The sequence below is a fragment of the Lentzea waywayandensis genome, from assembly GCF_900115955.1.
GTDB classification, from domain to species: Bacteria; Actinomycetota; Actinomycetes; order Mycobacteriales; family Pseudonocardiaceae; genus Lentzea; species Lentzea waywayandensis.
On record NZ_FOYL01000001.1, the window covers coordinates 693,359 to 719,735 of the forward strand.

Genomic DNA, 26,377 nt, shown 5'->3' on the forward strand with positions numbered 1-26,377 from the left:
GAAGCCCCGGACCGCTTGATGCGGGCCGGGGCTTCGTATTTCCTGGAACTAGTTGAGCTTGTCGGGGTCCGGGCCGATGCGGCCACCACGGTCCAGAGTGGACAGTGCCTCGATCTCGGCGCCGGGCAGCTCGAAGCCGAACACGTCGATGTTCTCCCGGATCCGGGACGGCGTCACGGACTTCGGGATCACGACGTTGCCGATCTGCAGGTGCCAGCGCAGCACGATCTGCGCGGCCGACTTGCCGTGCGCCAGCGCGATCTTCTGGACGACCGGGTCGCTGAGCAGCTCGCCGCCCTGGCCGAGCGGCGACCAGGCTTCGGTCTGGATGCCGTGCTGGGCGTTGAAGGCGCGCACCTCGTTCTGCTGGAAGTACGGGTGCACCTCGATCTGGTTGACCGCCGGCACGACGCCGGTCTCGTCGATCAGCCGCCGCAGGTGCGCGGGCTGGAAGTTGGAGACGCCGATCGCGCGGACGCGGCCCTCCTTCTGCAGCTCCACGAACGCCTTCCAGGTGTCGACGTAGTTGTCGCGGGCCGGGGTCGGCCAGTGGATCAGGTACAGGTCGAGGACGTCGAGACCGAGCTTGCGCAGCGACTCGTCGAACGCGCGCTTGGTCGAGTCGTAGCCGTGGTCGGCGTTCCAGAGCTTGGTGGTGACGAAGACGTCGTCACGGTCCACACCGGACTGGGCGATGGCGGCACCCGTGCCTGCCTCGTTGCCGTAGGCCGCGGCCGTGTCGATGCTGCGGTAACCGGCCTTCAGCGCCTCCGCGACGGCGGGGGTGGCCTCCGCGTCCGGCACCTGCCAGACGCCGAAACCGAGCTGGGGCATGGTGACGCCGTTGTTGAGCTTCACGGTGTTCAAAGCAGAATCCTCACGGTTGTACTTACGGAATGAGCGTCGGAGCGGTGCCGCCGTCGACGCGCAACGCGGCTCCGGTCGTCGCGGACGACAGGTCCGACGCGACGTAGGTGATGAGGTTCGCGACCTCGTGGGGGCGGATCAGGCGGCCCAGCAGCAACGTGGGGCGTTCGGTGCGGACGAACTCCGCCTCGCCGCCGTCGCCGACGCGCTCGCGGATGAACTCCTCGACGCCGGGCGTGAGTGTCGGGCCGGGCAGCACCGAGTTCACGGTGACGCCGGTGCCCTTGACCTCCTGGGCCATGCCGCGCGAGATGGCGATCTGCGCGGTCTTCGTCATGCCGTAGTGGACCATCTCGGTCGGTGTGAAGACGCCGGACTCGCTGCTCACGAAGATCACCCGGCCCCAGCCGCGCTCGACCATGCGGGGCGTGTAGTGCCGGGCGAGACGGACGCCGGACATGACGTTGGTATCGAAGAACCGCTGCCACTCGGCGTCGTCGATCTCGAAGACCGGCTTCGCGCCGTAGATGCCCAGGTTGTTGACGAGCACGTCCACGTCGGGCACCTGGCGGATCAGTTCGGCCGCGCCCTCGGCGGTCGCGAGGTCCGCCGCGACACCGCGCACGTCACCGTGGGCGCTGAGCTTGCCGACCGCCTCGGCCACGCGATCCTCGGCGCGGCCGGTGATGACGACGGCGGCACCCGCCTTGAGCAGGCCTTCCGCGGTGGCGAAGCCGATGCCCGCGGTGGAGCCCGTCACAAGTGCCGTGCGTCCCGACAGATCCATGTCTCTCCCCGGTAGACTTGTTGAAGACGATTACAAGCGTACGCAATAGTTGCACACGCTGTCTATTCGAGAAGGGTTGACCCATGTCACTGGACGACGACGCCGTCCAGGCGCGCGCACAGGGCTGGCGCACGCTCGCGGCGTTGCACGCGCGCATCGAGGACCGCCTCGAGAGAGCGCTGCAGAAGGCGCACGGTCTCTCCGTCAGCGAGTACACCGTTCTGGACGTCCTCAATCGCCAGGACGGGTTCCACCTTCGGATGAACCAGCTCTCCAACGCCGTGGTGCTCAGCCAGTCAGCCACAACGCGCCTGGTCACGCGACTCGAGGACCGCGGCCTGCTGTCGCGCTACCTCTGCCCGACCGACCGGCGCGGCATCTACACCGAGGTCACCGGGAAGGGCCACGAGCTGCTCGCGCTCGCTCGTCCCACGCACGACGAGGTGCTCGCCGCCTCTCTCGAAGAAGCCGCCGGAGCTCCCGAGCTCAAGCCACTCGTTGAGGCGCTCGCCAAGCTGTAGCTGTTCGAGCAAGATCGCGCGCATGGATCTCCACGCCCTGATCCGCGCCGAGGCGCCGGTGGCCGAACAGCAGCGCGCCCTCACCGAACCGGTGCTGGCCGCGCTCGTCGACCACGGCGTGCACCGCATGATCGCCCCGAAGCGCTACGGCGGCGCCGAGCTCGGCCTGCCCGAATGGAGCCGGGAGGTCCAGGAGCTGTCGCGGTCCGACGCCTCGACCGGCTGGACCGCGATGACGACCACCATCTCGTCGTCGCTGGCCTGGTACCTGCCTCAGGAGGCCGCAGACGAGGTGTTCAGCGATCCGCGCGCGTTGATCGCGGGCACCGCCGCGCCGTTGGGCAAGGCCGTGGAGGCCGACGGCGGTTATCGCGTGACCGGCCGTTGGGGCTGGGGCAGCGCTGTCGCTTATTCCTCGTGGGTCATCGGTGGCACGCTCACGCCCGTGGGCCCGCGTCTGGCCGTGTACCCACGTGAGGACGTGACGATCCACGACACGTGGCACGCCGCCGGCCTGCGCGCGACCAGTTCGCACGAGTTCTCTCTCACGGACGCCTTCTTGCCGTCACGTCGTGCGGTGTGGCCGATCGGCATCACGCCCGGCATCGAGGGCCCGATCACCGTGTTCCCCTACTTCAGCTTCCTGGCCGTGGGCGTCGCGTCCGTGTGCCTCGGTGTGGCCCGCCGCGCGATCGACGAGATCGAGGCGCTGGCCGTCGAGAAGGTGCCGCAGTACGCGACGTCCCGCCTCGCCGAACAGACCGGCGTGCAGATCGAGCTCGCGCTGATGGAGGCACGGCTGTCGTCGGCGACGGCGTTCCTGCACGAGGCGCTGAGCGCGGCCTGGGACGCGGCGCTGACCGGTGCCGCCGCTGCGGATCCGGTGAAGGCACGGCTTCGGCTGGCCTGCTCGTTCGCCTCGGGTGAGGCGACGGACGTGGCGCAGAAGGCGTTCGCGGCGGGTGGCGGCAGCTCGGTGTTCGAGTCGTCCGCTCTGCAACGTTGCCTGCGCGACGTGCACGTGGCCGCGCAGCACACGGTGGTGTCGCGCCGGATGCTGGAGACGTACTCGATGCTCAAGCTGGGACTCGCTCCGGACATGACGAGGTTCTGATGGACGCGCTCGAAGCGATCATGACCACGCGGGCGATCCGCCGGTTCACCGACGAGCCCGTCGCCGAGGACGACCTGTGGACATGCCTGCGGGCGGCCCAGCAGGCGCCGTCCGGCGGCAACGTCCAGCCCACGCGGTATCTGGTGGTCACCGATCCGGACGTGCGCGCCGAGGTGGGCAAGCTGTACCGCAGCGCGTTCACCCGCTACGCCGAGATGGCGCCGGAACGCACCGACGCCGTCGGCCTGCGCATCGGCCGGTCCGCGAACCACCTCGCCGACACACTCGGGTCCGTGCCGGTGATCGTGTTCTTCCTCATGCCGCGCCTGCCGTCGCTGGTGGAGGGCATCGACATCGGGCCGGTGCACGCGTCGGTCTATCCGGCCGTGCAGAACTTCTGCCTGGCGGCGCGCGCGTTGGGGCTCGGCACCACGCTGACCACGGTGATCAGGGTGCATCAGGGCGAGGCGCTGGAACTGCTCGGCGTGCCGGAGAAGTGGGAGATCGCCGCGATGGTCCCGCTCGGACACCCCGCCGAGAAGTTCTCCGTGGCCGTGCGACGCGACGTGTCCAAGCTGACTTCGTTCAACCGCTGGAGTTAGGGTGCGGGCATGCCCGACACGCAGTACGAAGACCTGCTCCGCCACGTCCTGAAGGAGGGCGTGCGCAAGGAGGACCGCACCGGCACCGGCACGCGGTCGGTCTTCGGCCACCAGCTGCGCTATCCGCTCGCCGCCGGCTTTCCGCTGATCACGACGAAGCGCGTGCACTTCAAGTCGATCGCGTACGAGCTGCTGTGGTTCCTGCGCGGCGACAGCAACGTTCGCTGGCTTCAGGAGCACGGCGTGTCCATCTGGGACGAGTGGGCCTCCCCCGAGGGCGAGCTCGGTCCGGTCTACGGCGTGCAGTGGCGGTCGTGGCCGACCCCGGACGGCGGGCACGTCGACCAGATCGCCGAGGTGCTTCGGACGTTGAAGACGAACCCGGACTCGCGCCGGATCATCGTCTCCGCCTGGAACGTCGGCGAGATCGCTCAGATGGCGCTGCCGCCGTGCCACGCGTTCTTCCAGTTCTACGTCGCGGACGGCAAGCTCTCCTGCCAGCTCTACCAGCGCAGCGCGGACCTGTTCCTCGGCGTGCCGTTCAACATCGCCTCCTACGCGCTGCTGACGCACATGATCGCCGCGCAGACCGGCCTCGGCGTCGGCGACTTCATCTGGACCGGCGGCGACTGCCACATCTACGACAACCACGTCGAGCAGGTCGAGCTCCAGCTCAGCCGTGACGCGCGGGAGTTCCCCGCGCTGAAGATGGCTCCGGCGGCTTCCCTGTTCGACTACAGGTACGAGGACTTCACGATCGAGGGCTACGACCCGCATCCCGGCATCAAGGCTCCGGTGGCGGTGTGATCGGGCTGATCTGGGCCCAGACCGCCGACCGCGTGATCGGCCGCGACAACGCCATCCCCTGGCGGGTCCCCGAGGACATGAAGCACTTCCGGGAGATCACCGCGGGCTCGGCCGTCCTGATGGGACGCCGTACCTGGGAGTCGCTGCCGCCGCGCTTCCGCCCGTTGCCGGGCCGCCGCAACCTGGTGCTGTCGCGCGTTGAACAAGAAGGCGCGGAGACGTTCTCCTCGCTGGAAAAGGCACTCGCGGACGTCACCGGCGACCTGTGGGTGATCGGCGGGTCGGCGGTGTACGCGGCGACGCTGCCGTTCGCCGACCGCGTCGAGGTGACCGAGATCCGCGAATCGTTCGAGGGCGACACGTACGCACCCGTCGTGGATCGTGCGCCGGTCAGCGTCGGTGAGTGGCTGGAGTCGAGCAGCGGCCTGCACTACCGGTTCGTCAGCTACTAGCGGCGTCCGCCGAACTCCCACTCGTGCACCTCGACCGCGTCGTAGCGGTCCGGGGTGAGTATCGATCGCGGGTCGGTGGATCTGACCAGCGCGGCCGTGCCCAGCCAGGCGTTGCCGTCGTCCGAGAGCAACGGCCCGTACGCGATCAGCTCCTCCGGCCTGGCCGGCACGAGGTCCGCGGCCTCCCCGGAGCCGAACCCGAGCACCAGGTGGCCGCCGCCTCTGGGCGAGTCCCACATCGTGCGCCCGAGTGCGTTGCGCCACCTGCGCACCAGCACGTCCCGGTAGCCACCGGCCTGGTAGATGGGCTCGTCGAACGCGAACGCCCGTGCGGCCGCCGCGTCCGGCACGTCGACGACGTGCACGCTGCCGGTGACCACGCCGTCCGCGAACGTGGGGCCGCGGGCGATGAGCTCGAACCCGTCCATGTAGGACCAGTGCTCTTCGACCAGCCGCTCACGTACGGGCATCGAGCCGGGCCGGTCCCGGTGGTAGCAGAGGAACTCCGTCACCGGCGCCGTGCCCGAGCGTGCCACGCCTCCACGATCAACTCCTCCAGTTCCCCCACCTCGATGTGCTCCAGCCGCACCAGGATCGCCGGATACCCGTTGAAGTGCGGCGTCGTGAAGTAGACCGAGTGGTCCGAGGCCAGCAACGCCTCCTTGGCCCCCAGGTCGGGGACGCGGGCGGCCAGGATCGGTCCGGACGGGGCCGCCGCGCCCAGTGCCGACAGGTCGGTCTTGCGCAGCGGCCGTTCCCAGACGAACAGCTTGTCCTTGACCCTCCAGTCGACGACGCCCTCGCGCACCCGCTCCGTGACATCAGGCATGGAGGTGGCGATCCGGTGGACGTCGTCCCAGGTGGCCATCGCAAGCTCCTACAGGTGGTCCGGCGGACGCTGCTGCTCGGCGAGGAACCGTTCGAACTCGGCCCCCAGTTCGTCCGCGCTGGGGAGGTCGGTGTTGCCCACAGTCTGGATGAAGGCGTCGTACTGCCGCTCGAGCGCTTCCACGACCTGGGCGACCTCGTCGGACTCCGCGACCTGCCGGTGGATCTCGGCGTCGGCGGCCTGCGCGGCGTCAACCAGGGAGCCGATCGGCAGGGCGAGGCCGGTGGCGCGGGCGAGCGCGTCGAGCAGGGTCACGGCGGCGGTCGGGTACTGCGACTGCGCCAGGTAGTGCGGCACCTGGGCGGCGAAGCCCATCGCGTCGTGGCCCGCCTGGCCGAGGCGGAACTCCAGCAGCCCCGACACGTTGCCCGGTACCTGCACGCGGTTGAAGAACGGCTGGTACTCCGACACGAGCTCGGGGCGCGTGGCGTGGCCGATGACGTTCAACGGCCGTGTGTGCGGCACGCCCATCGGGATGCCGTGGAAGCCCACGGTCAGACGCACGCCCCAGCGGTCGATCAGCGAGCGCACGGCCTGGATGAACGCCTCCCAGCCGCGGTCCGGCTCGGGGCCGGTGAGCAGCAGGAACGGGTGGCCCGCGCTGTCCCAGAGCAGGTGCACGACCAGTTCGGGGGCGGCGTAGTCCTCCCAGTGGTCGGTCGCGTAGGTCATCAGCGGGCGGCGCGAGCGGTAGTCGATCAGGCCGTCGATGTCGAAGCGCGCGACGACGCGGCTTTCGAGGGTCTCCAGCAGGTGCTCGGTGAGCAGGCGGCCCGCGGCGCCGGCGTCCATGAAGCCCTCGAAGTGGTGCAGCAGCACCGCACCCGTGAGGTCCGGGACCTCCGAGTCCACCTCGTACAGGTTCTCCGGGTCCACCGCACGCCTCCTGAACTATCGCTCTCGTCTCGTCCAAGCCAACCACGTGGACACGGAACTGATTCCGCTCGGGTCGATTAGCCCATACGGACCGTGTGCGCGCATCACCTCACGGGTACTCCATCGCGGTGTATAGGCGCTGGGTGACGCGTGGAGCAATGGTCGCGGCCGTCCTCATTCTCCTCGGAGCGGCGGTCTTCGGCTTCGCACAAATAAAACCCTTCGGTGACGAATCCATCGATCGCAGCCAGCCCGCGATGCTCAAGTCGGTGCGGGACCTGAGCCAGTACCACGCCGCGGCGGGCGAGTTCCAGGTCGTCCTGGACATCGAGAACGACGTGAAGTGGGTGCCGGCGGCGCTCGCGGGCGAACGCACGCTGTTCGTCGCGGCCGGGTCCGTCAACGCCTTCGTGGATCTGGGGACGCTGAAGGACGACGGGCTGATCCTGTCGCCGGACGGCAGGACCGTCGAGCTGCGCGTGCCGAAACCGCAGCTGGACAAACCGAACCTGCACCACGACAGGTCGTACGTGTTCAGCCAGGAACGCGGCCTGATCAACGATCTGCAGGCCCTGGCGGGACCTCCTGACCAGCAACGGTTCTACGTCGCCGCGGAGGCCAAGCTCACCGAGGCCGCGCAGAAGTCGGAGATCCTCAAGCGCGCCGAGGACAACACCCGCGTGATGTTGACGGGAATGTTGCAGGGACTGGGATTCCAGGTGAAGGTCGTAGGAGACTGATTCGAACCTTGCGGGCCTTTCCCTGCGAACGTCCAGCGGTGACCCACTCGCTCCGGGATAGGATCCGCCGGTGGAAGACGATCTGATGGCCTGGGCGCCCGCGCAGGGTGCCGCGCAGGCGCCCGGGATCGCGTTGCCCGGCTACAGCGGCTTCCGCGTGATCGCGCAGGGCGGCGAGGGCACGATCTACCGGGCCCGCCAGGACGGCCTCGGCCGCGACGTCGCGGTCAAGGTGCTCCAGGTGACGGAACCGGCCACGGTGGCGCGTTTCCGCCGTGAGCTGGCGATCACCGTCGAGCTCGGCCGCCAGCACCCGCACATCGTCACGGTGCTGGACACGGGCACGCTGCCGGACGGCCGTCCGTGCATCGTCATGGAGTTCTACGAACGCGGCTCGCTGCACGACCGGTTGCGCGCCATGGGCCCGTTGCCCGTGCAGGACGTGGTGGCGGCGGGCATCGCGGTGGCGGACGCGCTGGCGTTCGCGCACGGCCAGAGCATCCTGCATCGGGACGTGAAGCCGCAGAACGTCCTGGTGCTCCCGACTTCGTACGTGCTGGCCGATTTCGGCATCGCGCGCGGCGCCGACGCGGGGCACTCCGCGTCACTGCAGATGGTCAGCTACCGGCACGCCGCGCCGCAGATGCTGGAGGGCGCCACGCCGTCGTTCGCCGACGACATCTGGTCGCTCGGCTCGACGCTGTTCACGTTGCTGGAGGGCAAGCCGCCGTTCGCCTCGGACAACCCGGACGAGGACACGCTGCTCTCCTACGTCGGCCGGGTCGGCAGCGGGGAACCCCGCTCGCTCACCCGGTTCGACGTGCCGGCGCCGCTCATCGCCGTGATCGCGCGCTGCCTGCGCAAGGACCGGGCCGAACGCTTCGGTTCGGCGCTGGAGCTGCGCGACGCGTTGATGGCGGTGAACTCCGGCACCTCGCTGTCCACTGTGGACCCCGATGCGACGGCGATGCTGGGCGAACGCCCCGACTTCTTCCCGGAGGGCCCGACCGAGGCGCCCGGTTTCGGCCCGCGCGGGTTCACGCCCGAGCCGGAACCGGAACCCGAACCGGAACAAGAGCGCGACGACTCGTGGCAGGGCCGGCTCGAGGACCTGACCTACCGGCAGCACGACCTCATCCCGCCGCCGCCTCCCCGCCCGCAGCCGGTCGCGGTGCTACCGACAGTGGGCCTGCCTCCCGTCGAACCGATGACCGCGCCGGTCCGCAAGAGCAAACGCGGAGCAGTGCTGGCGTTGCTGGCCGTGATCGCGGTGACCGGCGGGATCGCCGCGGGCATCTTCCTGAACCGGGGCGACGACCGTCAGCAGGCCCAACCACCGGTGACGACAACGACACCGCCCGTGCCGACGTCGGACTCCGCCGACGCGGGACCGTCGCCGAACACCGACCCGAGGTTCGTCCCGGTCCTCAAACGCGCCGAGTACCAGGGCAGGGCGATCGAGCTGGAGTGGAGCGATCCCAGCGACGGCCAGGCCGAGTTCGTGGTGGTCGACGTGACGGGCGCCAAGCCGAACGCAGTGACGAGAGTGACCGGTGGTGGCACGAAGTACGTGATCGAGGACGGTGGCGGCGACCGGCGTTGCTTCCAGATCGCGGCGTTCGGTTACAACGGGGAACGCGGCAGCTCCGCAAAGGTCTGTGCCAACAAGAACTAACCGTTTCCCAGCCGTTGTTGTTGCGCACGCACGAACTGGCGTAGGTTGCCCCGGTGCAAAGCGCTCGTTATGCCGGTCCACCGATGTTCGCTCGCGCACGAAAGCGCCGCACTCTCATTGTGTGGGCGGTCATTCCACTCGTCGTCGGCATCGGGATCGGCGTGCTGATCGGCGGCAACCTCCAGTCACAGTCCCCCCAGAACACGGGCGCCTCTCCCACCTCACCCGCTGTGCCCGATCAGCTCGAATACACGGACATGCCGTGTGACCCGGGCTCGTCCGTCCTCGTGCTGCACTCGCTGGAAGGCGCGATGCCGGAGTCGGAGGTCCGAGTGTTGCTGGACTACGAAACGATGTGGGTGAAGCATCGTGAGAGCGCGAACCCCGCGCTGCGCGGCCAAACCGCGCTGCTGAGCAGACGCGACGACGTCTGCCCGGTCATCGTCCCCGAGGACACGCGGTTCACGCAGTTCGTGTGGCTCGGCCCGTTCCCTTCCGACACGGCGCCCGCGCTCTGCGAGGCGCTGTTCAAGGTCGTCGGGAAGAACTGCATTCCCGCCCAGGTGGTGCGCTGATCCGTCAGCGCCGGAACAACGGCCGCGGGTCGATCGCCCACACCACCCTGCGCCACCAGGAGGCCTTGCGCCGCACCGCTTTCTTCACCTGACGGGCCAGTCGCCAGCTGTTCTCGCCGAGTACCGGCTGTGGCGCGAACGCGGCCTGGTCGACCATGACCGCGAGCTGTGCGCCCGCCTCGCCCCACTCACTCGCGACGTCCGGCACGGTACGGCTCGGCTTCGGTCGCAGTCCCGCGAGTTGCAACGCGTCGAGCACTTCGTGCCACGCTCCCACCGGCCCGGCGGCCCGCAGTCTGACGCGCCGCGAAGTCCGTGCCACGTACAGCCCGACGAGCAGCAGCATCGGCGTGAACACCCAGAACGGGAACCCCTTCGCCGCCTCGGGTGCGGCCACCTGGTCGGCCTGCACCGCGGTCGGCTGCACCAGCGGCGGCACCGACTGAAGCGAGGTCGGCGCCGGCTTCGCGGTGGTCGACGCGAGCCGGTTCAGCACCTCGCGCTTCGAGGCGGCACTAGGCCCGCTTCCGTTGCCGGACACGGGATCGAACGCGACCCAGCCCCAGCCGGTGAAGTACACCTCGGGCCACGCGGTGGCGTCGGCGGCGCGCACGATCCGCTCGCCGTTCTGCTCCGGCACCGGCTGGAACCCGACCACCACGCGTGTCGGCAACCCCACGGCCCGCGCGAGCACCGCGTAGGCCGACGCGAACTGCTCCGCCGTCCCCGCTCCCGCACCGGCCTCGCCCGCCGCGCCGAACAGGAACGTCTCCAGCCGCGCGTAGGACGACCCGACCGGCGCCTCGGCGTCCGGCCTGCGGTCGAGTCGCACGACCTGTTCCAGCGCGACGGCCTTCTCGTACGGCGTGCGGGCGTTCTGCGTCGCCTGCCGCGCGTAGTCCGCCAGCGTGAACGGCAGCCGCGGCAACGCCGTGTACTTCGTTGCGCTGGAAGGAACCTGGGCCTCGGCGAGATCGGTGTCGGCCGGCGTCTCGACGACACCGCGCACCGTGTAGCTCAGCCCGGTTCTGAGGCCGTCGGCCAAGACCAGCGACCCGGTGTCCGGATCCACCATGGCGTTGCTCAGGGACACCGCCTGCGGCTTCCCGACGCCCGGCAGCCACTCCCCGTTGAGGCCGGTGATCTGCAGGTCGACGCTGGCGTCCTGGAACTTCCCGCCGATCGGCAGATCCGGCGCCTCCACCACACCGAGCGGCCCGTAGGTCGACGCCGCCTCCCACGACGCCCCCGAATACCGGCTCAGCGTCACCAGCCGCACCGGCACCTCGGGCCCGCGCATCCGGAACAGCTCCGTGTCCCCCTGCGCCGCCCACGAGGCGAGCTGCGGCAACGGGTTGGAGAGCGCGAGGTCGGTGACCGGCGGCGTGACGAGCTTGCGCGGCTCGAACCCGTTGGTGGGCAACACGAAAGTCAGCAACGTCAACGCGGCCAGCGTCGTCGCGAGCACCGCCGGCGGCACCACGGGCCCGCGCCGGTCGATGATCAGCCACCCCAGCGCGAGCACGGCGACCAGCGTCAGCGCCACCAGTCCGTAGCGGTCCGCACGGCCCGTCGTGAGCAACGCCGCCGACACGTACAGGGTCGCCGCACCCAGCGCCGGCACGAACAACGCCGTGCCGCGCTTGGTCACCGACAGCACCATTCCCGTGGAGACGCCGATGATCAGCAGCAGTCCGGGCACGAGCAGTTCGGGCGTCGCCGGTGCGGGGCGGGCGGCGGTGAGCAGCCTCGGCACGGTGTCGAGCAGCACCCACGTCGGGTCGCGGTCCGGAGAGGCGCCGCGGGCCAGGAAGAACCCGCCCGTCATCGCGAGCACCATGACCGCCAGGGCGGCGAGACCGGCGGGGACGAGACGTTTCAGGGCCAGGGCGAGGAATCCGGCGAACGCGGCGAGTCCGAAGTAGACGAACGCGCCGTCCCAGGCCTGAGCCAGCTGGAGCGACCCGACCAGAAGAATTGCGGCAACCCAGGCGAACTTCATCGCGCCACCACCGCGTTCCACGAGTCGACCAGGTCCTCCGCGCGCGCCCCGCTGATCACCAGCACCGAGCCCGCCGCGCCGACCGGCCGTTTCTCGTCCACCACGAGCACGGCGCCGAACGCGGCCCGCCCGGCCTCCAGCACCAGCGCGGGAACGCTCCTGCCGCTGATCACGGCGACCACGTCGAGGTCGCGCACCGGCACAGTCGGACGGCCGTCGACGTCCTGGAGTTCAAGGTCGGCCAGCGCGGACAGGATCGGCGCCGAGTCCTGCTGCTCCTCCATGTCGGTGCCGCCGGACGACGTCAGCAGCCGCACCGGGTGCCCCTGCTCCAGAGCCGAGGTGACGAGCGACGCCGCCACCTCGACGGCCTCCTCGAAGCGTTGTTCCTCGGCGTACGAAGAAGCGCTGTCGTCCAGCAGCACCGCCAGGTGCGGGCGCGCCGGGTCGGCGTCCTCGCGGATCATCAACGTGCCGGTGCGCGCGGACGTCGCCCAGTGCAGGCGCCGCAGGTCGTCGCCCGGCACGTACTCGCGCAGTCCCACCAGGTCCGTGCCACCGCGCTCGACGCGTTCGTCGGCGCCGACCTGACCTCGGCGGGCACCGGACGGGAGACCGCGGACCGGCAGCACGCGAGGCACGACCCGCACCTGGACGACCTCGCCCAGCACGGTCCGCGCCTGCGCCAGGCCGGCCAGACCCTTGCAGCGCAAGGTCAACGGGCCGACGTCGAACACACCGCGGCGTTCGGTCGGGATCGCGTAGTCGACGGCCTCGACCGCGCCAGGTGCCAGCAACGGCACGTCGACGTCCATCGGTGAGCCCGCCACCATGTCGACGGCGTCCAGCGCGACCGGCCAGCGCCCGGTCGCCGACAGCTCCAGCCGGCCGTTGCAACGGGCCAGCCGGGGCACGGTGCGCGGACGGACCGTGCGCGTGACCGACAGCGGTGAGGCGACCAGGACGGAGACGATCGAGGCGACGACCAGCGCGGTCAACGCCAGGCCGAACGCCGCCATGCCCGCGTACCGCCACCACAGCCCGACACCGAGCATCAGCAGGCCCAGCACCGCGGTTCCGGTGCCGCGCAGGGTGAGTCTCATTGCGCCGCGGGCTTGGGCACCGCCACGCGCGACAGCACGTCGGACAGCACCTCGGCCGTCGTCACGCCCGACAGGACGCTCTCCCGCGTCAGCACCAGGCGGTGGGCCAGCACCGGCTCGGCGATGTCCTGAACGTCCTGCGGCACGACGAAATGCCGCCCCTTCGACGCCGCGTAGACCTGCGCGCACCGCACGAGGGTCCGCAGACCACGGGTCGAGGTGCCGAGCCGCAGCCGTTCGTCGGTACGGGTACCGGTGCCCACGGACGAGATGTACTGCAGGATCGGGTCGGCGACGTGCAGCAACTGCAACCGTCCGCTGAACGAGCTGATCTCGCGCGGCGACGACACCGTGCGCACGTCGGCGATCCGGCCAGCGCCGCTGCCGGGACGCAGCACGTCCAGCTCGTCCTCGACCGACGGGTAGCCGATCGAGGTGCGCAGCATGAACCTGTCGAGCTGCGCCTCGGGCAGCCGGTACGTGCCGTCGAGGTCGATCGGGTTCTGCGTCGCCACCACGAGGAACGGGTCCGGCACCGCGTGCCCGATGCCGTCGATCGTGACGGTCCGCTCCTCCATGACCTCCAGCAACGCGGACTGCGTCTTCGCGGCCGCGCGGTTGATCTCGTCGGCCAGCACGATGTTCGCGAACACCGGACCCGGCCGGAACCGGATCTGGCCCGTCTGCGGGTCGTAGACCGAGGTGCCCGTGACGTCGGACGGCAGCAGGTCGGGCGTGAACTGCACACGCCGCGACAGACCGCCCAACGCGCCCGCGACGGCCCGCGCCAGCGTCGTCTTTCCCGTGCCGGGCACGTCTTCCAGCAGCACGTGGCCGCCCGCGAACATCGCCACCAGCACCAGGTCGATCACGTCGCGCTTGCCGCGCACGGCGCTCTCGACCGCGTCACCGAGGCGGGTGTGCAGGTCGCGGAAGGCGGAGACCTCACCGGTGTCGATCACTTTTCCTCATCTCCCCGACGAACACCGATGCGCAGCAGGAACGCACACGCCAGCAGACCCAGACCGCCCGCGCCCATCGGCGCGGTACCGGCTCCGGCCGGTGCCATCCGCGGGATGCAACTCGGCTTGCCCGCGCACTCGTCGTAGGTGAAGAGCGCGTTCTTCTGCGCCGAGTCGACCTGGCCTGCTCCTGAGGCCGCGTAGGCGCGCACGACGATCGCGTTGCTGCCCTCGTCCACGTCGATGGTCGCCGTCGTCGCGTTGCACGGGATTCCGACGGAGAACCCGTACGTCTTGTTCACGACCTCGCAGCGCCCGTTGTGGCTCGCCCAGTCAGCGGGCGGTGCCATGTTGACCCGGCGGGTCGGGTTCGTGCGCACACCCGTGATCCCCGTGATCACCACGGCACCCGCGCTCGGCAGTGACGGCGGGGGCGGAGGTGGAGGCGGCGGCGTGGTGGTCGTCGTGGTCGGCGGCGGGGTGTTGGGCGGAGGCGTGTTCGGAGGCGGGGTGTTCGGCGGAGGTGTGTTGGGCGGCGGGGTGTTCGCGGGCGGCGTCACCGTGAACGCGGCCATGCCCGCGGCGCCGGCCGTCGACGCCGTCGAGGCGCGCACCGTCACGTCGAGCCTGCCGCTGGTGCAGAACGTGGAACCCGCGCACGGCACCGACAGGTCAGTGGACGTACCGGCGGACTGGGCCGACACCGAGCCACCGCTGAACGAACCGGAGCCCGCCACCGTGTAGCCCACGACCGGATCGGTCGACGCGGCCGCGGTCCAGCTCACCGTCACGACGAGCGCGGAGGCGCTGCGCGACTTCTCCCGCACCGTCACTCCTGCGGGCGCGGCGGGAGCCGTGCCACCGGCGGACGGCGGCGTGGACGGAGTCGACGGCGGAGGCTGCACCTCGGTCGTCGGGCCGTTGTTGGTGCCGGGGTTGCGCGGCGGCTTCGTCGGCTCGTTCGGGTTCGGCGGCGGGGGCGGAGGCACGGACGGCGGCGGCGAGCGGTCCGGGTCCTTCACCGGGACCTCGGGGCTGCGGATCGTCATCGTCCGCGTCGCACCGTCCGCGTCGACCAGCACACCCGTCGAGGAACCGGGCACGTTGACGAACAACCGGCCGTCGTCGAACACGAGCTCGGGGTCGGAACCGCCGGACGTGCGCACGTCGTCGCCACCGCGGTTACCGCTCCGGTCGAGGATGATGACCTTGCCGGATCCCTTGCAGGGCACGTAGACCTTGTCGCGGAACACCGCGGGCCGGCCGGGGTTCGGGCACCCCATCGCGCCGACGTCGACGCGCAGGACCTCACGACCGACGACCAGCACCACGACCGACGACGACGGCACCGACGCGGGCACCAGGCCCAGCGGCGAGGTCTGCGCGGCGATCACCTCGGCGTCCGAGCGGTCGGTGGACGAGTCCACGTCCTCACCCGTGCCGTCGCGCACCACGACACCGCCGTCGAGACCGATGAGCGTGACGCCCTGGTCGTGCGGCACCAGAACGGTACGGGGCCCGGCACCGGTGATCTGACGCTGCGAGCGCTCCTGGAACCGCTCCTCGTCGTCCGACCAGTCCAGGGACCGCAACGTGCCACCGTGATCGACCAGCCACAGCACACCGCGCTCGTCCACGACGGCGTCGGCCAGGGGCTGCCCGGCCTGCCACGTCTGCCCGATGTCGGCCAGCGACAACGGATCGGCGGTGTGCACGGTGCCGGCCGCGCGGTCGACGACGAACACCAACCCGTTCGCCACCAGCACCTTGCTCGTCGCACCGGGTGGCGCCTGCCGGCGGCCGGAGGCGAGCAGCGTCGCCAGGTCGATGACGGTGATCTCGCCGGTGCGCCGGTTCAGGACGATCAGCCGGCCGTCCTCCTGCGCGATCTCCAGCTGCGAGTCGGGCCCGCTGATCTGCAACCGCGTCTGCGGCTTGCCCGACACCGGGTTGACCTGCACGACCTCGCCGCGCTGATCATCACCCAGCCACGTGAGGCCGTCCGACACCGCGACCGACGTGCGCGAGATGCCCTGCCCGAGCGCGGCGCCCGCGAGCACCAGAACACCCAGCAGTGCCGCGACGAAACTCGCCGATTCCCGCCCTCCACCGGAGATAATGCGTCTGATCCGGTGCCACCAAGACATAACGCGCCCTCCCTCGCCCGCCGGGGATGCTAACCCCCGGCTCTGACAACTTCGGGCGGCGCATGGTTCCCGGTTCGCCCGGTCAGCCGACTGGCAGACATCAGGAAGCGTAATGACGGGGTCCGACAGTTTTGAAAACCGAATGGCGTTCCCCCAAATCGATCAACGCGTAAGGCAGAGTGGACGCATGGAAATCCCCGGCATGGGACTTGCCAAGCAGGCGCTCAACACCGCCCTCGACACGACAGTGGCCGTCGCGGCCGTTCCGGCCCGCGTGCTGAGCCTGATCGGCGAGGTCGAGCAACTCGTCCGCAAGGTCAACGGCACGATCGACGCCGTCGACGGCATCGTCGCGAAAGCCGGCGACCTGGTCGACCGCACGGCCAATGTCGTGGCCGACGCGGAGAAGGCCGTCGACGAGGTCCGCGCCATCACGGCGAGCGCGAGCGACGTCGCCGAACGGGCCGGGCTGGTCGTCACGACGGCGGGCCACACCGCGCACACGGCGGGCGAGCTGATCGGCATCTACGAGCCGATCGCCAAGAAGGCCCAGCCGCTCGCACAGCGGTTCGTGGACGAGCTCTCGCCGCACGAGGTCGAGGCCGCGATCAAGCTCGTCGACGAGCTGCCGGTGCTGACAGAGCACCTGACCAGCGACATCCTGCCGATCCTCGCGACCCTGGACAAGGTCGGTCCCGAGGTGCACCAGCTGCTGGAGGTCACGAGCGACATGCGCCAGGCGATCCTCGGCATCCCCGGCTTCGGGTTCATGCGCCGGCGCGGCGAGAAAAAAGAAGAGGAAGAAGGTGTGAGGGAGCCGGAAAACGGGTAGCCCACCCGAATGACCGCTCTCACACGCGAAGATCAACTGACCTGGTGGCTGCTGACCAGCGTGTTCGGCCTGCTCGCCGCTATCAACGTCGCACTGGCCGTCACGGAGAGAACGACCTGGCCCTACGCGCTCGCGGCGTTACTTCTCGCCGCGAGCGCGTGGAGTGCCAGACAGGCGCTCAGGCCTTCCCCGTCGTCTGATGCGTCAGGTTCGACGGCGAGCCGAACCGGAACGCGCGCACCCGATAGGTCGCGGTTTTCTCGTCTGGAAGTGTGATCACCCCGTACGAGGTGGTGTCCGGGTCGAGCTGCACGGCGACGCGGTAGTCCGCCGCGCCCGCGGGCTTGACCTCGATCAGATACCCGTCCTCGTCGGACGCGTGGTCCTCCCAGGTGAACAGGATCCCGTTGGCGTGCTTCACCTCCGCCTTCAGGCTCGTCGCCGCCGCCTCGGGTGAGGTCACCGGCTTCGCGCCCCCGCCGCGCCTGACCGGCGCGGTCCAGTCCGGCCCCTCGATCTCCGGCACGTCCTCACCAGGAGGCAGCGCGACGTCCACAGTGGCCGAGGCGGGCCCGGTGAACGGCCGGACCCGGTAGTAGAACTGTGTTTCCGGGATCAGGTCCGGATGCCGGTAGGTGTCCTTCGCCGGTGCGGCGAACTCCAGGATCGTGTACTCGCCGTCGGCCGCGTTCGCGTACTCGACGACCTGCCCGGCCGACCCCGCCTCCGGACGCCAGTGCAGCGTCACGTCGATCGGCGAGGTCAGCTCGGACGTCAGCACGGGGTCCTGCTGTTCCTGGCCACAGGCAGCCAAGAACAGCAGGAGCACCAAAGCCAGGCACCTTCTAGTCAAGAAGACGGCTCACTTGCGCCAGAACCGGATGTTGCTCCAGACGACCGTGGCAGGTCCTTGGCCGCTGGCAGTCCGGTACGCGCCGAACTTGTCGTAGAAACTCGAACCCGAGCTCGCGTAGGTGTGCGCACGCGAGCCGTTGATGTACGTGCGGTGTTCCGTGGCCGTGTTGTGCACGGTGTTCACGCGCACGGTCGTACCCACGGTCGCGCCGGTGGCGATGGTCGCGCCCCCGTGCACGGCGTAAAGCCGGCCGCCGCGTTCCACGGCGAGCATCCAGAACGGTCCCGCGGTGGGACCGTCCCGGAACGTCTGCTTGAGACTGATGCGGGTGCCGCCGAGACTCGTGATCCGGAAGCTCCCCTCGAACTGGCGCGTGCCGCCGGTGTAAGTGGCGTAACGCCGCTCGGCACGCTGGTCACCGCTCGCGGTCGAGCAGGTGAGCTGGAACGTGAGGTTGTCGACGTTGCCGCAGCCGCGTTCCTGAACGGTGAACGACGGCGAGTAGCTGGTCCACGGACCCGTCTCGACCTGTGCCTGCGCCGGTGAGACCGACACGAGCAGACCGGCTGCCAGCGCGATCCCCGCAACGATGCGGAGTCGTTTGGACATACCGATACCTCCTCAAAGCGTGCTGAGGACAGCACGTTTTCTCAGGGGGCGGTATCGGGAGCGTAGCCGATAATGATCGGATGTTCGACCTCCATCGTCTGCGACTGCTGCGGGAGCTTTCCCAGCGGGGAACGCTCGCCGCCGTCGCGCAGGCGCTGAACTACAGCCCGTCGTCGGTGTCGCAGCAGCTCTCCCTGCTGGAGTCCGAGGTCGGCGTACCTCTGCTGGAGCCCGTCGGCCGACGCGTGAAGCTCACGCCGCAGGCCGAGATCCTGGTGCGGCACACCGAAGAGGTGCTGGCGCGGCTGGACCAGGCCGAGTCGGAGGTGGCCGCGTCGCTGCACGAGATCACCGGCACGCTGCGGGTCGCGACGTTCCAGACCGCGGCCCTGGCGCTGATCCCGGCAACGTTGGCACGCATGAGAGACGAGCATCCGTCACTTCGCATCGAGTTCCAGGTCCTCGACCCGGCGGAAGCGCTTTCCGCGTTGAACGCCAGGGACTTCGACCTCGTCTTCGTGGAGGAGTGGCCGGACCAGCCGGAGGCCAGGTTCACCGGCCTCGAGTACCGGGAGCTGTGCCGTGACCCGATCCGGCTGGCCGTCCCGCGTGGACTGCCGGTCGCCGAGATCGGCTCCTACCCGTGGATCATGGAGACCGAGGGCTTCCCGCAGCGGATCTTCAACGTGAACTGGTGCCGCCACAACGGCTTCGAGCCGGACGTCCGCTTCTCCTCCACCGACGTGCTGGTGAAGCTGCGGTTCGTGGAACGGGGTCTCGCGGTCGCGTTGCTGCCGGACCTCATCTGGTACGACCGCGAGGTGGCCGTCGACCTGCACGAGCTGCCGGTGCCGATGTCCCGGCTGCTGTTCACTGCGGCACGGGCAGGACGAGGTCAGCATCCCGCTGTGCGGGCGTTTCGGGAGGCGCTGGCGCTTTCCGTAGCGCCGCTCCAACCCCTGCCGTGATCACCAGCGCGATGCCGCACAACGAGATCACGCTCAGGTGCTGGCCGAGCAGCAACGCCCCCGCCAGCGCGGCCGCGGCGGGTTCGAGCGCGAGCACCACGCCGAACGTGCTGGCCTGCAACGTCTTGAGCGCCCTGATCTCCAGGGTGTACGGGATCGCGGACGCGAGCAGCGCCACCAGCGTGCCGAGCAGCAGGATCCTGGGCTCGAACAACGCGGCCCCGGCCGTCGACAGCCCGTACGGCAACGTGAGCGCCGCCGCGATCAGGCTCGCGCCCGCGAGACCGCCGGTGCCGAGCCCGGCCGTCGCGAGCTTGCGTCCGGCGAGGACGTAGCAGGCCCAGAACGCGGCCGCGAACAGCGCGAGCACCACGCCGATGAGGTCGAGCTTCGCGCCGGTGTACTCGTGCACACCCAGGACGACGACACCGGCGAGCGCCAGCCCGACCCACACGAAGTCCCTGGGCCGGCGGCTCAGCGCCGCCGCGAGCCCCAGCGGCCCGAGGAACTCGATCGTCACCGCGACGCCGAGCGGGATCCGGTCGATCGCGAGGTAGAACGTGCCGTTCATGCCGGCCATGGTCATCCCGAGCACGAGCGTCTCCTGGCGGAACTTCGGTCGCACGACCACGGCCAGCATCAGCGCCGCGATGCCGAGCCGCAGGGCGGTGGCGCCGGGCGCGCCGATCTGGCCGAAGAGCTGGTTCGCGAACGCCGCGCCGAACTGGAGTGAGACGACCGAGCCGAGGACGAGGAAGACCGACATGCGTTCAGTCTTGTTTCCGCAGTCCCTTCGGTACAGCGAATGTTTGCGAGCGATATCGTTCGGTTTTTCCGAACATTTAGACTGGCCGGTGCGATGAGACGCAAACCCTCCTCCCCTCTCCCCCAGCGCAACGGCCTGGACGCGGCGCGGTTGAAGCTGCCCTCCGAAGGCCCTTGGCCGTCCCTGCGCGAGCACCTCGTGGAACGCCTGCCGCGGGTGGCGGCCGAGCGCATCGACGAGATGCTGGCCGAGGAACGGATCTGGAGCGTCTCCGGGCCGTTGGGCGTCGACGCGCCGTTCGTGCCCGACTCCTACATCTGGTTCCACCGCGACCTGCCCGTCGAGGTGCCGGTGCCGTTCGAGGTCGGCGTGGTCTACCAGGACGACGACATCGTGGTGGCCGACAAGCCGCACTTCCTGGCGACGATCCCGCGCGGCGCGCACATCATGCAGACCGCGCTGGTGAAGCTCCGCGACTCGCTGGGCCTGCCGGATCTCTCGCCCGCACACCGGCTGGACCGCGTCACGGCCGGGCTCGTGCTGTTCGTGGTGCGCCGCGAGCTGCGCGGCAAGTACCAGACGATGTTCCGCGATCGGTTGGTGCGCAAGGAGTACGAGGCGATCGCCCCGTACGACCCCGCACTGGAGCTACCCCGCGTGGTGCGTTCGCGGATCATCAAGGAACGCGGCATCATCACCGCGTTCGAGGAGGACGGCGTGCCGAACGCCGAGACCCACGTGTCCCTTGTGGAGCATCGCGGTCCACTCGGCCGCTACCACCTCAAGCCGGTGACCGGCCGCACCCACCAGCTCCGGCTGCACATGTCCGGGCTCGGCGTGCCGATCGTGAACGACGACTTCTACCCCGTGCTGCGGGAGCGTCCGCTCGACGACTTCTCGTCGCCCCTCCAGCTGCTCGCCCACACGTTGTCCTTCGTGGACCCCGTGTCGGGCGTCGACCGGTCGTTCACCTCGGGGCTGACGCTGTCCGCCTGGTCATGAGACGTGCGTGCGGAGGGTCCCGATCGGCTGCGGCTCCCAGATCCGGCCCATCCGCTCGAGCAACCGCGCGGCGAGCGCGCTCATCTCCGGATGGGTCTCGGTGAACGTCGCCACGACCCGCGCCCGGAACATCAGCCGGCCGCGCGCCGTCGTGCTGTACCAGAACCAGTCCTCGTCGACGGCCCTGGCGAGGTGGTCGGTGCCGTCCCGCTCGGAGCGCTGCACCAGCGCGTCGCCGTTCACGAACCACCGCACGCACGCGTCTTCGAGCCCCGCGGTGAACCCGCGTTCCTCGAAGTAGGCCTGCTCGGCGGCCTCCCGCAGCTCCCGGGGCGTCTCGGTGACGGTCGCGCAGGTCGGAAACCCGATGCGGAGGTAGACGACCTCGGTCAGCCCGTCGCCCAGTGCCGCTCCTTCGAGGTCGACGAACCTCGCGCCCTGCGGTGAGTACATGTCGTTGCCGGGGCACGGGTCGCCGTGCACCAGGTCGAACTTCCCGGTGTCCTCGAGCACCAGCTCTTTCTCGGCGCCCCCGATCTCGACCTCCAGCGCCCGCACGAACCGCAGGAACGGGCCGGGGTCCGGGACCGCCTGGCGTGGCAACAGCCCGGCGTGCTCCGGCCCGGTGGCCATGTGCAGGCGGGCGAGGCCGCGGGCGTAGTCGATCACCCAGTCCTCCCCGAACCGGTCGGAGCGCAGCCGTTCGAGCACCACGGTCCGCTTCTCGTGGTCGACGTCGAGGACGCGCGGCACCACACCGGTGTGCTCGGCGAGCCTGAGCGCGGTGACCTCACGCTCGAACGCCACCTGGTCGCCGACCACCTGCTTGACGACCCGGTCCCCGTCCGCCCAGACGCGGGACCGCTCACCGCTCTCGAGTCGCTGCACGGAAACGACTATTCCACACCCATAAAGAATATGCCACGAAACAATCTTCCATTCGGCGCAATGCTGTAACGAGTTCCGATATCCCGCCGAATTCACCGTCGTGCAGAACCATGGGGCGGAAGCGAACCTGGGGCGATTGCCTTCACTGACCGGGATGAGATTCATCGCGGCGTTCATCGTGTTCGGATTCCACATCAACGCGGCAGGGCTGTGGCCGTATCTGGACGTGCCCTTCCGTCAGGGCGCGACCGGAGTCAGTTTCTTCTTCATCCTGTCCGGATTCGTGCTCACCTGGTCCGCCAGGCCGAGCACCGGGCCGACGACCGTCTGGCGGCGCCGAGCGGCGAAGATCTTCCCCAACCACGTCGCGACCTGGCTCGTCGTGCTGGTCGCGGCCGCCGCGGCGACTCCCGCGACGGCACTGGCGAACCTGTCGCTGATCCAGGCGTGGTTTCCGAGCGAGAGCGTCTACTTCAGCCTGAACACTCCCGCGTGGTCATTGTCGTGCGAATTGGCGTTCTATCTGGCGTTCCCGCTATTGATCAAGTGGCAGATGCGCAAGCCGTGGCTGATCGCAAGTGCGACGGCAATCGCAATTTTGACAGTTCCCGTGATTGCACTGTCAATGCCAGGCGCCATCGAATACTGGTTCGTTTTCGTCTTCCCGCCTGTGCGCGCGCTGGAGTTCGTGCTCGGCATGGCCATGGCACGGGTCGTGCAGCAGGGGAAGTGGATCGGCCTCGGGCTGTGGCCGGCGAGCGCGTTGTTCGTGGCCGCGTACATCGGGTCGTGGTACCTGCCGGCGTCGTTCCCGTACGTCGCGGGCACGGTCGTCCCGCTCGCGCTGCTGATCCCGGCCGCGGCGGTCGCCGACCTCACCGGCAAGTGGTCGCCGTGGCGTTCGAAGCCGATGGTGTGGCTGGGGACCGTGTCGTTCGCGTTCTACATGGTCCACCAGATCGTCATCCGGGTCGGCGAGAAGTTCCTCGACCTGCACCGCTCTCCGCTGCTCGCGGCGTTCGGGCTGCTCGCGGTGTCGATGCTCGGGGCGTGGCTGCTGTACCGGCTGGTCGAGGTGCCCGCGGAACGGTTCATCAAGGGGGCACCTCGACCAGCACTGGTCACGCCAGCGTCAGCGCGTACAGCTCCACCCGCGGATCGTCGGGCAGCGTGACCGAACGGACCGTCTTCGCGGCGTCCAGCCTCAGCGACTGACCGAACAACCGGACCGGCGGCCCGTCGACGCCCTGCCCCGCCTTGATGCGGTGCGGCATCTCCAGCACGGTCGGGCCGCCGCCCGCCCAGTCCGGCACCGAGGCGGCGACCTCGGCCGAGGTGCCGTCGGTGTACCAGACGGTGAAGGCGGCCGACACCGGTCCGTTGTGCGACGAGCCCACGACGTGCAGCCACGAGAACTGGCCGGTGGGCAGCAGGAGCCCCTGCCCGTGTGCCTCCACGAAGTTCGGCGCCGTGCCGGTGGGGTCAGGCGCCTGGTAGGTGATGCCGCCCCACGTGACGGGCCCGGCCGGGGGCAGCAGGGCCGCGTCGTAGCTCCAGCCGCCGCCGTCGAAGTTGCCGGACGCGGAGTCGGCGACCGTCGCCGTGCCGTCGTGGTTGAGCTCCGGCGTCACGTCCACCGAACACGTCGAGAACGCGCACAGCGCGGCCGGTTTGACCTCGACCACCGCCTTCAGCGCCACGGACTCGACCTGCACCGAGACCTCGTAGGAGCCCGGAGCCACCCCGGCCGGCACCGTCAGCGTCAACGGCACAGTCCTCTGCGTCGGCAGGTGCCGCGACACGATCACGAACGGCTTGGCGCCGCTCACCTTCCAGCCCGCGGGCACGGTGGCGACCGGCCGCACGGTCGTGGCCCCCGGCGACTGGGCCAGCACGTCGAGCTGCACCGTCAGCGACTGCGCGGAGTCCGAGGTCGGCAGCACGATCTCGGAGTTCCGCAACGACGCGGACAACGCACGACGCGAGTCCTCGTTGCCGTCGTTCAACGAAGGCGGCTCGTCGCCCCGCGCGGTTCCCCACGACGAGGGCTTCGACGACACCTGGTGGGCGAGCTTTCCGCCGCGTTGCAACGAAGACCAGGAGAGCCAGGTCTTGCGGACGTCACGGCCACCGAACGACACGCTCTTCACATACCGGTTGGTGTCCGAGACCCCTGGCGCCGTCACGGTCAGCGTCCCGCCCTGCGAGCCGTACTGTCCGATTCGGACGGTCGCGGACTCGAACTGCGGCGAGGACAACGCGAGGAAGTCCGCGCCGTTGAACGTCGGGTAGATGCCCAGCGACGAGAAGACGTACCAGGCCGACATCGTGCCCAGGTCGTCGTTGCCCGTCATGCCGTCCGGGCCGGTCGTGAACAACGTCATCGCCGCCCGCACGACCGTCGCGGTCTTCGACGGCGTGCCCGACCACAGGTACATGTAGGGCGCGAGCAGGTCCGGTTCGTTGTTCGGGTTGTAGGTGGGCTTGCCGTAGTAGTCGTACGGTTCGGTGATCCAGTCGTGCCGTGCGGTGCCGGCCGGGTCGGCGAGCAGCTTCTCGTAGGCGAAGAACGAGTCGAGCCGCTTCTCGGTTTCGCGCCGGCCGCCCATCAACGACACCAGTCCGGCCGGATCCTGCGGCACGAGCCACTGGTACTGGTAGGCGCCGCCCTCGTGGAACTGGTGCGAGGCGTCGACCGGGTTGTACGGCGTCAGCCAGGTGCCCGCGGCGGTGCGCGGCCGGAACTGACCGATCGACGAGTCCCAGAGGTTGCGGTACCACTGGCCTCGATCGGCGAACAGGCGCGCGTCGGCCTTCTTGCCCAACCCCTTGGCCATCAACGCGAGTGACGCGTCGGCGGCCGAGTACTCCAGGGTCGCGGACGCCGGATGCACGCAGTCGTTGTCGCCGCCCTTGTGCGCGCAGTCCTTGCCCAGCTCCAGGCCGGACGGGAGGTACCCGCGATCGGCGTAGTAGGTGACGCCGGACCGCCCGTTGTACGGCGAGTCTGCGGGAGGCAACGACGTGGCGTTGGCGCGCAACAGCTTGTAGGTCTCCTCCTCGTAGCCCTTCAGCAGTCCCTTCGACCAGGCCTCGACGAGGAACGGCGTCACCGGGTCGCCGGTCATGATGTTGGTCTCGGACGACGCCAAGGCCCAGCGCGGCAACCAGCCGCCGTCCCGTCCACTGGCCACAACGGACAGTGCGACGTCACGGGCGACCTTCGGTTCCAGGATCTGCAACAGCTGGTTCTGTGGTCTGTACGTGTCCCACAACGAGAAGTTCTGGTACGGCGTGTAGCCCGACGCCGTCCGCACCTTGCCGTCGAAGCCCATGTACCTGCCGTCGACGTCACCGGCGAGGTTCGGGTGCAGCACCGAGTGGTAGAGCGCGGTGTAGAACGCGACCTGCCGGTCCCGCGTCCCACCGGAGATCCGCACGGCGTCCAGCTGCTTCTTCCACACGTCCTTGGCCGCCGTGACGGCGCCGTCGAAGTCGTGGGAAGGAGCCTCCGCCGCGAGGTTCTTCCGCGCGCCCTCGATGCCGGTGTAGGACAGGCCGAGCTTCAGCACCACGTCCCGGTCGGCGGTGGCGTCGAACGTGACCCAGGCGCCGTTCCCACCGGTCCCGGCCGCGTCCCGGGCGCCTGCCGTGGGAACGCTCCCCCGCCACGCGCCGAAGGACGCGAACGGGCGGTCGAACGAGGCCGTGAAGTACACGGTGTGCTCGTCCTTGCCCGCGCAGAACCGGCCGTTGCGCACCCGGCCCTCGATCGTCCGGTCACCGACGACGTGGATCTCCGAGTCCAGCACCGTCTGGTTGGACCGTCCGGTGTTGAACAGGACGTTCGCCGCGCCGGAGGACGGGAACGTGTAGCGCTGCCAACCGGTCCGTTGCGTGGCCGTGAGCTCGGCGTTCACGCCGTACCGAGGCAGCCCGACGCGGTAGTACCCGGGCTGCGCGGCTTCGTCCGAATGACTGAAATCGGACTTGTAACCGTTGATGTCAACGTTGTCAACGGACCCGACTGTCGGCATGACCGGCAGCTCGCCCATGACGCCGCAGCCCACGCCCGACAGGTGTGTCTGCGAGAACCCGTAGATGGAGGTCGCCTTGTAGTCGTACCCGCCCTGACCTCCCGTATCAGGGCTGACCTGCACCATCCCGAACGGCACCGAGGCGCCGGGGAAGGTGTTGCCGAAGTTCTGCGTGCCCACGAAGGGGTTCACCAACGACGAAGGATCCTCGTCCGCCTGTGCCGCTTGAGCAGGGACTGTTAACCCCAGTAACAGCCCGACTACAACCAGTGTCCGCATGGGAGGCAGTATTGTCCGATC

26 protein-coding genes are annotated in these 26,377 nt (G+C 69.5%); 12 read left to right on the plus strand and 14 right to left on the minus strand.

Annotation, left to right across the window (positions count from 1 at the left end; translation table 11 throughout):
* Positions 1–48 precede the first annotated feature (48 nt).
* Positions 49–834, minus strand: coding sequence for an aldo/keto reductase (locus BM417_RS03235; protein ID WP_093588576.1), 786 nt, complete (start codon positions 832–834; stop codon positions 49–51).
* Positions 835–889: 55 nt separating this feature from the next.
* A complete protein-coding gene (locus BM417_RS03240; RefSeq protein WP_093588195.1) occupies positions 890–1,654 on the minus strand; it encodes an SDR family NAD(P)-dependent oxidoreductase in 765 nt (254 codons plus the stop codon).
* An 83-nt stretch (positions 1,655–1,737) separates the two neighbouring features.
* Between BM417_RS03240 and BM417_RS03245 the strand changes: the two genes are divergently transcribed.
* From BM417_RS03245 to BM417_RS03265, 5 genes are read left to right on the plus strand one after another with little or no spacing between them, the layout of a single operon-like run.
* Complete coding sequence (locus tag BM417_RS03245; RefSeq protein WP_093588196.1) at positions 1,738–2,175, plus strand: MarR family winged helix-turn-helix transcriptional regulator; 438 nt, start codon at positions 1,738–1,740, stop codon at positions 2,173–2,175.
* 22 nt (positions 2,176–2,197) lie between these two features.
* On the plus strand, positions 2,198–3,289 hold the full coding sequence (locus BM417_RS03250) for an acyl-CoA dehydrogenase family protein (protein ID WP_093588197.1): 1,092 nt from the start codon (positions 2,198–2,200) through the stop codon (positions 3,287–3,289).
* Entirely contained in the window at positions 3,289–3,891 is a 603-nt protein-coding gene (locus tag BM417_RS03255) for a nitroreductase family protein (RefSeq protein ID WP_093588198.1), read from the plus strand. Before BM417_RS03250 ends, BM417_RS03255 begins: the two co-directional genes overlap by 1 nt.
* A 9-nt stretch (positions 3,892–3,900) precedes the next feature.
* A complete protein-coding gene (locus BM417_RS03260) occupies positions 3,901–4,698 on the plus strand; it encodes a thymidylate synthase (protein ID WP_093588199.1) in 798 nt (265 codons plus the stop codon).
* Complete coding sequence (locus tag BM417_RS03265; RefSeq protein WP_093588200.1) at positions 4,695–5,150, plus strand: dihydrofolate reductase; 456 nt, start codon at positions 4,695–4,697, stop codon at positions 5,148–5,150. The genes BM417_RS03260 and BM417_RS03265 overlap by 4 nt, the downstream gene beginning before the upstream one ends.
* On the opposite strand, the gene BM417_RS03270 is transcribed toward BM417_RS03265, so the two are convergent.
* The 3 genes from BM417_RS03270 to BM417_RS03280 are packed head-to-tail and all read right to left on the minus strand — an operon-like array spanning position 5,147 to position 6,915.
* Entirely contained in the window at positions 5,147–5,686 is a 540-nt protein-coding gene (locus BM417_RS03270; RefSeq protein WP_281251284.1) for a YciI family protein, read from the minus strand. The genes BM417_RS03265 and BM417_RS03270 overlap by 4 nt on opposite strands.
* On the minus strand, positions 5,659–6,018 hold the full coding sequence (locus BM417_RS03275; RefSeq protein ID WP_093588201.1) for an MmcQ/YjbR family DNA-binding protein: 360 nt from the start codon (positions 6,016–6,018) through the stop codon (positions 5,659–5,661). The genes BM417_RS03270 and BM417_RS03275 overlap by 28 nt, the downstream gene beginning before the upstream one ends.
* 9 nt (positions 6,019–6,027) lie before the next feature.
* Positions 6,028–6,915 (minus strand): proteasome assembly chaperone family protein, encoded by an 888-nt coding sequence (locus tag BM417_RS03280; RefSeq protein WP_245821652.1) that lies wholly within the window; start codon positions 6,913–6,915, stop codon positions 6,028–6,030.
* 143 nt (positions 6,916–7,058) lie between these two features.
* Between BM417_RS03280 and BM417_RS03285 the strand changes: the two genes are divergently transcribed.
* The 3 genes from BM417_RS03285 (at position 7,059) to BM417_RS03295 (ending at position 9,905) form a co-directional block, all read left to right on the plus strand.
* Positions 7,059–7,655 (plus strand): DUF4230 domain-containing protein, encoded by a 597-nt coding sequence (locus tag BM417_RS03285; protein ID WP_245821653.1) that lies wholly within the window; start codon positions 7,059–7,061, stop codon positions 7,653–7,655.
* A 70-nt stretch (positions 7,656–7,725) separates the two neighbouring features.
* Positions 7,726–9,330 (plus strand): serine/threonine-protein kinase, encoded by a 1,605-nt coding sequence (locus tag BM417_RS03290; RefSeq protein WP_093588202.1) that lies wholly within the window; start codon positions 7,726–7,728, stop codon positions 9,328–9,330.
* Between the two features lie 119 nt (positions 9,331–9,449).
* Positions 9,450–9,905, plus strand: a complete 456-nt coding sequence (locus BM417_RS03295) for a hypothetical protein (RefSeq protein WP_093588203.1) — start codon at positions 9,450–9,452, stop codon at positions 9,903–9,905.
* A 4-nt stretch (positions 9,906–9,909) separates the two neighbouring features.
* Here the strand turns inward: BM417_RS03295 and BM417_RS03300 are convergent, their stop codons facing one another.
* Genes BM417_RS03300 through BM417_RS03315 form a run of 4 tightly spaced genes read right to left on the minus strand, consistent with a single transcriptional unit; the run spans position 9,910 to position 16,119 of the window.
* Positions 9,910–11,907, minus strand: coding sequence for a DUF3488 and transglutaminase-like domain-containing protein (locus BM417_RS03300; RefSeq protein WP_143138479.1), 1,998 nt, complete (start codon positions 11,905–11,907; stop codon positions 9,910–9,912).
* Positions 11,904–13,010: a DUF58 domain-containing protein gene (locus BM417_RS03305; protein WP_245821655.1), complete on the minus strand. Its 1,107-nt coding sequence runs from the start codon at positions 13,008–13,010 to the stop codon at positions 11,904–11,906. The genes BM417_RS03300 and BM417_RS03305 overlap by 4 nt, the downstream gene beginning before the upstream one ends.
* Positions 13,007–13,972, minus strand: coding sequence for an AAA family ATPase (locus BM417_RS03310; protein WP_218164304.1), 966 nt, complete (start codon positions 13,970–13,972; stop codon positions 13,007–13,009). Before BM417_RS03310 ends, BM417_RS03305 begins: the two co-directional genes overlap by 4 nt.
* Positions 13,969–16,119 carry an NHL repeat-containing protein gene (locus BM417_RS03315; RefSeq protein ID WP_143138480.1) on the minus strand — a complete coding sequence of 717 codons (2,151 nt, stop codon included), beginning with the start codon at positions 16,117–16,119 and terminating at the stop codon, positions 13,969–13,971. Before BM417_RS03315 ends, BM417_RS03310 begins: the two co-directional genes overlap by 4 nt.
* Before the next feature lie 187 nt (positions 16,120–16,306).
* Here BM417_RS03315 and BM417_RS03320 point away from each other — a divergent pair, with 187 nt between their 5' ends.
* Positions 16,307–16,951, plus strand: coding sequence for a hypothetical protein (locus tag BM417_RS03320; RefSeq protein ID WP_093588206.1), 645 nt, complete (start codon positions 16,307–16,309; stop codon positions 16,949–16,951).
* Positions 16,952–17,129: 178 nt separating this feature from the next.
* Here BM417_RS03320 and BM417_RS03325 read toward each other — a convergent pair whose 3' ends face one another.
* Positions 17,130–17,780, minus strand: coding sequence for a fibronectin type III domain-containing protein (locus BM417_RS03325; RefSeq protein ID WP_218164305.1), 651 nt, complete (start codon positions 17,778–17,780; stop codon positions 17,130–17,132).
* 33 nt (positions 17,781–17,813) lie between these two features.
* Positions 17,814–18,416 carry a hypothetical protein gene (locus BM417_RS03330; protein WP_093588207.1) on the minus strand — a complete coding sequence of 201 codons (603 nt, stop codon included), beginning with the start codon at positions 18,414–18,416 and terminating at the stop codon, positions 17,814–17,816.
* Positions 18,417–18,496: 80 nt separating this feature from the next.
* On the opposite strand from BM417_RS03330, the gene BM417_RS03335 reads away from it, so the two are divergent.
* Complete coding sequence (locus tag BM417_RS03335) at positions 18,497–19,384, plus strand: LysR family transcriptional regulator (RefSeq protein ID WP_093588208.1); 888 nt, start codon at positions 18,497–18,499, stop codon at positions 19,382–19,384.
* Here BM417_RS03335 and BM417_RS03340 read toward each other — a convergent pair.
* A complete protein-coding gene (locus tag BM417_RS03340; protein ID WP_093588209.1) occupies positions 19,287–20,150 on the minus strand; it encodes an EamA family transporter in 864 nt (287 codons plus the stop codon). The two genes, BM417_RS03335 and BM417_RS03340, sit on opposite strands and share 98 nt — an antisense overlap.
* Before the next feature lie 93 nt (positions 20,151–20,243).
* Here BM417_RS03340 and BM417_RS03345 point away from each other — a divergent pair, with 93 nt between their 5' ends.
* Positions 20,244–21,152 carry an RluA family pseudouridine synthase gene (locus BM417_RS03345; protein ID WP_093588210.1) on the plus strand — a complete coding sequence of 303 codons (909 nt, stop codon included), beginning with the start codon at positions 20,244–20,246 and terminating at the stop codon, positions 21,150–21,152.
* Here BM417_RS03345 and BM417_RS03350 read toward each other — a convergent pair.
* Positions 21,147–22,040, minus strand: a complete 894-nt coding sequence (locus BM417_RS03350; protein WP_177320254.1) for a phosphotransferase — start codon at positions 22,038–22,040, stop codon at positions 21,147–21,149. The genes BM417_RS03345 and BM417_RS03350 overlap by 6 nt on opposite strands.
* Before the next feature lie 154 nt (positions 22,041–22,194).
* Between BM417_RS03350 and BM417_RS03355 the strand changes: the two genes are divergently transcribed.
* Complete coding sequence (locus tag BM417_RS03355; protein ID WP_093588212.1) at positions 22,195–23,214, plus strand: acyltransferase family protein; 1,020 nt, start codon at positions 22,195–22,197, stop codon at positions 23,212–23,214.
* Here BM417_RS03355 and BM417_RS03360 read toward each other — a convergent pair.
* Positions 23,162–26,356: a GH92 family glycosyl hydrolase gene (locus BM417_RS03360; protein ID WP_093588213.1), complete on the minus strand. Its 3,195-nt coding sequence runs from the start codon at positions 26,354–26,356 to the stop codon at positions 23,162–23,164. The two genes, BM417_RS03355 and BM417_RS03360, sit on opposite strands and share 53 nt — an antisense overlap.
* Positions 26,357–26,377 lie beyond the last annotated feature (21 nt).

Bases quoted from the DNA above. Each gene is read 5' to 3' on its own strand.
- BM417_RS03315 (WP_143138480.1), bottom strand. From the start codon at position 16,119: ATGTCTTGGTGGCACCGGATCAGACGCATTATCTCCGGTGGAGGGCGG.
- BM417_RS03330 (WP_093588207.1), bottom strand. From the start codon at position 18,416: ATGTCCAAACGACTCCGCATCGTTGCGGGGATCGCGCTGGCAGCCGGT.
- BM417_RS03275 (WP_093588201.1), bottom strand. From the start codon at position 6,018: ATGGCCACCTGGGACGACGTCCACCGGATCGCCACCTCCATGCCTGAT.
- BM417_RS03250 (WP_093588197.1), top strand. From the start codon at position 2,198: ATGGATCTCCACGCCCTGATCCGCGCCGAGGCGCCGGTGGCCGAACAG.
- BM417_RS03355 (WP_093588212.1), top strand. From the start codon at position 22,195: ATGAGATTCATCGCGGCGTTCATCGTGTTCGGATTCCACATCAACGCG.
- BM417_RS03345 (WP_093588210.1), top strand. From the start codon at position 20,244: ATGAGACGCAAACCCTCCTCCCCTCTCCCCCAGCGCAACGGCCTGGAC.
- BM417_RS03320 (WP_093588206.1), top strand. From the start codon at position 16,307: ATGGAAATCCCCGGCATGGGACTTGCCAAGCAGGCGCTCAACACCGCC.
- BM417_RS03340 (WP_093588209.1), bottom strand. From the start codon at position 20,150: ATGTCGGTCTTCCTCGTCCTCGGCTCGGTCGTCTCACTCCAGTTCGGC.
- BM417_RS03305 (WP_245821655.1), bottom strand. From the start codon at position 13,010: ATGAGACTCACCCTGCGCGGCACCGGAACCGCGGTGCTGGGCCTGCTG.
- BM417_RS03255 (WP_093588198.1), top strand. From the start codon at position 3,289: ATGGACGCGCTCGAAGCGATCATGACCACGCGGGCGATCCGCCGGTTC.
- BM417_RS03260 (WP_093588199.1), top strand. From the start codon at position 3,901: ATGCCCGACACGCAGTACGAAGACCTGCTCCGCCACGTCCTGAAGGAG.
- BM417_RS03335 (WP_093588208.1), top strand. From the start codon at position 18,497: ATGTTCGACCTCCATCGTCTGCGACTGCTGCGGGAGCTTTCCCAGCGG.
- BM417_RS03240 (WP_093588195.1), bottom strand. From the start codon at position 1,654: ATGGATCTGTCGGGACGCACGGCACTTGTGACGGGCTCCACCGCGGGC.
- BM417_RS03235 (WP_093588576.1), bottom strand. From the start codon at position 834: ATGCCCCAGCTCGGTTTCGGCGTCTGGCAGGTGCCGGACGCGGAGGCC.
- BM417_RS03360 (WP_093588213.1), bottom strand. From the start codon at position 26,356: ATGCGGACACTGGTTGTAGTCGGGCTGTTACTGGGGTTAACAGTCCCT.
- BM417_RS03300 (WP_143138479.1), bottom strand. From the start codon at position 11,907: ATGAAGTTCGCCTGGGTTGCCGCAATTCTTCTGGTCGGGTCGCTCCAG.
- BM417_RS03245 (WP_093588196.1), top strand. From the start codon at position 1,738: ATGTCACTGGACGACGACGCCGTCCAGGCGCGCGCACAGGGCTGGCGC.